This window comes from Streptomyces sp. PT12, from assembly GCF_003311645.1.
In the GTDB taxonomy this organism is placed as follows: domain Bacteria; phylum Actinomycetota; class Actinomycetes; order Streptomycetales; family Streptomycetaceae; genus Streptomyces.
Genome location: NZ_QEST01000232.1, coordinates 1 through 4668 on the forward strand (window position 1 = coordinate 1; position 4668 = coordinate 4668).

Here is a 4668-nt window from a genome sequence, read left to right on the forward strand (position 1 = left end):
AACACAAACACCGGACGCCCCGCCCCCGCCACCACCCGCCCCGTCACCACATCGGGCGACGGCTCGCCCGTGCCGAGCGCGCGCAGTGCGTCCGCGTTCGGCACCACGACGGCGCGGTGCTCGAACAGCGAGCGGGACAGCAGCGTTGCCGCCACATCGCCCGGGTCAAGGCCGTGCACGGCGGGCGCCAGCCGGGCCGCGGCGGCGCGCACCGCCGCCTCGGAACGGCCCGAGAGGACCCAGGGCGCCAGGTCGGCCGACGGCCGGGGGCGCGCGGGCTCGGCGGCAGGCGCCCCCTCGCCCCCCTCGGCCTGCTCAAGGATGACGTGCGCGTTGGTGCCGCTGATGCCGAACGACGACACGGCGGCGCGGCGAAGCCCGTCGCTCTCCCATGGCGTGGTGTCGGTGAGCAGCCGCACCGAGCCCGTGGTCCAGTCGACCTGGGACGTGGGGCTGTCGACGTGCAGGGTCCTGGGCAGGGTGCCGTGCCGGAGCGCCATGACCATCTTGATGATTCCGGCGACGCCGGCGGCGGCCTGTGTGTGGCCGATGTTGGACTTGATCGAGCCCAGCCACAAGGGCCGTTGCCGGTCCTGGCCATAGGTGGCCAGGAGCGCCTGGGCCTCGATGGGGTCGCCAAGACGGGTGCCCGTGCCATGGGCCTCGACCACGTCGATGTCGGAGGGCGCGAGCCCGGCGTTGGCCAACGCCGCGCGGATAACGCGCTGTTGAGAGGGCCCGTTGGGCGCGGTGAGGCCGCTGGACGCGCCGTCCTGGTTGACGGCGGAGCCGCGCACGACGGCCAGGACGGGGTGGCCGTTGCGGCGGGCGTCGGAGAGGCGTTCGAGGACGAGCATGCCCGCGCCCTCGGAGAAGCTGGTCCCGTCGGCGGCCTCGGCGAACGGCTTGCAGCGGCCGTCCTCCGCCAGGTTGCGCTGCCGGGAGAACTCGACGAACGACGTGGGCGTGGCCATGACGGACGCGCCACCGGCCAGGGCGAGGGTGCTCTCGCCCTTGCGCAGCGAGTGGGCGGCCAGGTGCAGGGTGACCAGCGACGACGAACAGGCCGTGTCGACCGTGACGGCCGGCCCCTCCAGGCCGAAGATGTAGGAGATGCGGCCCGAGGCGACGCTGTTCGCTGTGCCGGTCGCCATGAACGACTCGGCGCCCTCGGGCACGTCGCCGAGCAGCGTCGCGTAGTCCTGGTACATCACGCCGACGAAGACGCCGACGCGCTCGCCGCGCACCGTGTGGGGGGCGATGCCGCCGCGTTCGAGCGCCTCCCACGAGGTCTCGAGCAGGAGCCGCTGCTGCGGGTCCATCACCAGGGCCTCGCGCGGGGAGATCCCGAAGAACACGGGGTCGAACTCGGCCATATCGGAGATGAAGCCGCCCTCGCGGACATAGCTGGTCCCTGCCCTGCCCTCGTCCGGGTCGCACAGCGCGTCCAGGTCCCAGCCGCGGTCGGCGGGAAACGGCATGATCGCGTCGCCGCCCGACTCGAGCAGCGACCACAGCTCCTCAGGGGAAGTGACCTCGCCAGGGAAGCGACAGCTCATGCCCACGATGGCGATGGGTTCCCGGTCGGCGTCCTCCGCGTCGCGGAGCCGCTGCCGCGTCTGGGCCAGGTCCGTGGTGACCCGCTTCAGATACTCCCGAAGCTTGTCTTCATTCCGCATCAGAACTTCTCCATGGGCTGTCGTGACCAGCTGGCTCAGGAAGAGCCGAGCTCGCTGTCGATGAAGTCGAAGATCTCGTCGTCCGAGGCGGACTGGATGCGCCCCGCGAGGTCGGCGCCGCCTTGGCCTTCCCGGCTCCCCTGGCCAGCCGCCTGGTCCCACTGGGCGAGCAGCGCTTGGAGGCGGGAGGTGACGGTCGCCCTGACGGCGTCGTCCGCCGAGGGGGTCAGCGCGGGCAACGCCGCTTCCAGGCGGTCGAGTTCGGCCAGCACGCGGGCGGACTCGTCGGGCACCAGCTCGGCGCGCAGATGGCGGGCGAGGACGGTGGCGCTCGGGTAGTCGAAGATCAGGGTGGCCGGGAGCCGCAGGCCGAGCGCCGCGTTGAGCCGGTTGCGCAGCTCGACGGCGGTCAGCGAGTCGAAGCCCAGGTCGAGGAAGCCGCGCGTGGTGTCGACGGCGTCCGCGGAGGCGTAGCCGAGGACGGCCGCGACATGGCCCGCGACGATCCCGGCGAGCGCGGTCTCCTGCTCGGCCTCGGTCCTGCCCGCCAACTCGTCGGTGAGCGCGGACACATCGGTGCGGGCGGCGGCCTCGACGCGGCGGCGCGCCGGGGTGCGGACCAGGCCGCGCAGCAGCGGCGGAACGGTCCCCGCGGCGAGCGCTGCCGTGTCGAGGCGCATGGGCACGAGCAGGGGCTCGCCCGCGGTCGCGGCGGTGTCGAAGAGCGCCAGGCCCTCGTCGGAGCCGAGCGCGGTGACCCCGGCCCTGGTCATCCTGGACAGGTCGCCCTCGTCCAACTCGGCGGTCATGCCGCCGCGTTCGGCCCACAGGCCCCACGCCATCGAGACGCCGGGCAGTCCGGCGGCCCTGCGGTGGTGGGCCAGGGCGTCGAGGAACGCGTTGGCCGCCGCGTAGTTGGCCTGCCCCGGCCTGCCGAAGGTGGCGGCGGCCGAGGAGAAGAGGATGAACGCGGACAGCGGGTGGTCGCGGGTCAGCTCGTGGAGGTTCCACGCCGCGTCCACCTTGGGCCGCAGCACGGTGGCCATGCGCTCGGGGGTGAGCGAGCCGAGCACGCCGTCGTCGAGGACGCCGGCGGAGTGCACCACGGCGGTGATGCGCGTGTCGAGCGACTCGATGAGCTTGGCGAGCGACTCGCGGTCCGCGGTGTCGCAGGCGGCGAGGGTGACACGGGCGCCGAGCGCGGTCAGCTCCGCCTCCAACTCGTCGGCACCCGCCGCCAGTGGGCCGCGCCTGCTGACCAACACCAGGTGCCGCACGCCGTGTTCGGTCACCAGGTGGCGGGCAACGAGGCCGCCGAGCGTTCCGGAGGCGCCGGTGAGCAGGACCGCGCCGTCGCCGAACGCGGGCCGCTCGGCCTCCTCGTCCCTGGCCGCCCTGGCCAGCCTCGGCACCAACACCTCGCCCGCGCGCAGGGCGAGTTGGGGCTCCCCGGTCGCCAGGGCCCCGGCGATCGCGGCCCGGGAGGCGGGGTCCTCGGTCGCGTCCAGGTCGAGCAGCACGAGCCGTTCGGGCTCCTCGGACTGGGCGCTGCGGACCAGGCCCCAGACGGGTGACTGCGTCAGCTCGGGCGCGGCGCCGTTCACGGCGACCGCGTTCCGGGTGGCCAGGACCAGCGTGGCGTGGTCGGGCACCGGCGCGTCCAGCCACTCCCGCACCACGGCCAACGCGCGGAAGGCGGCGGCGTGCGCGGCCTCGGCGGTGTCGCCGGGGCGGCCGATGGAGGGCGGTGGGAAGGACACGAACACGCGGTCGGGCGCCGCGCCGCTGGTGATGAGCGCGTCCAGGTCGGGGTACGCCTCGACGGCGCTGGCGGCCAGGCCGAAGTCGTCGGGGCCTACGACGGCCCATGTCTCCTCGTCACCCGCCGGGTCGGTCGACGGGGTGACGGTGGCCCAGTCGAGCCGGTAGAGCGCGTCGTGCCGCGTGGACGCGGTGGCGCGGATCTGATCGGCGGCGAACGGCCGCGTGAGCAGGGACTCGACGGTCGCGACAGGGAGGCCCTGGGTGTCGGCGAGGTGCAGGGCGACGCCGCCCTGCTCGTCGATGACCAGGCGCACCCGGGCCTCGGTGGCCCCCGAGGCGTGCAGGGTCGCGCCCTCCCACGAGAACGGCAACCGGGTCTCACCCGCCGCCTGTTGACCGTCGCCCGCCGCGTCGCCGCCCCCGGCCATGAGGGCGTGCAGCGCGGCGTCCAGCAGCGCGGGGTGGAGGGCGAACGCGCCCGCTTCGCCGTCGGGCAGCGCCACCTCGGCGAAGATCTCCGCGTCGCGCCGCCACACCGCCCGCAGGCCCTGGAACAGCGGCCCGTACTGGAACCCGGCGATGTCAAGGCGGTCGTAGAGCCCTTCGATGTCCACGCGTTCGGCGCCCGCGGGGGGCCAGGCGCCCTGCGCCTCGGGCGCCGGGGCGGCCGTGGGCGACAGCGCGCCGGTGGCGTGGCGGGTCCACGGTCCCCCGTCGGCCGAGGAGTGGATCGACACGGCGCGCCGCCCGGCGTCGTCGGGCGCGGCGACGGCGACCTGGACGGCGATGCTGCCCGTGTCGGGCACGACAAGCGGCGACTCGAGGGTCAGGTCGTCCACCCGGCCGCAGCCGACCTGGTCACCGGCGTGGATGGCGAGCTCGAGCAGCGCGGCGCCCGGCAGCAACACCACGTCGGCGACGGCGTGTTCGGCGAGCCAGGGGTGGGTGCGGAGGGAGAGGCCACCGGTGAAGAGGGTGGCCTGGCTGTCCGCGAGGGTGACGGCGGCGCCGAGCAGCGGGTGTTCGGCCGCGCCGAGTCCGACCGCGCTGACGTCCCCGGACCAGCCTGTGGCCACCTCGGGCCAGTAGGACTCGCGTTGGAACGGGTAGGTGGGCAGGTCGACATGTCCCCCCTCAAGGCCCCAGCGCACGGGCACGCCATGGGCGTGAGCCTCCCCGAGCGAGAGCAGCAGACGGCGGACCCCGCCCTCATCCCGGCGCAGCG

Annotated in this window: 2 protein-coding genes; both read right to left on the reverse strand. The window is 74.5% G+C overall.

Features of this window, described 5'->3' with window-relative positions:
* Window positions 1-1679, reverse strand: a 1679-nt coding sequence (locus DEH69_RS24285; RefSeq protein WP_181727586.1) for a beta-ketoacyl synthase N-terminal-like domain-containing protein, incomplete at its 3' end; no start/stop codon positions are given.
* 35 nt (window positions 1680-1714) lie between these two features.
* A partial coding sequence (locus DEH69_RS24290) for a type I polyketide synthase (protein WP_147255823.1) occupies window positions 1715-4668 on the reverse strand: 2954 nt, incomplete at its 5' end.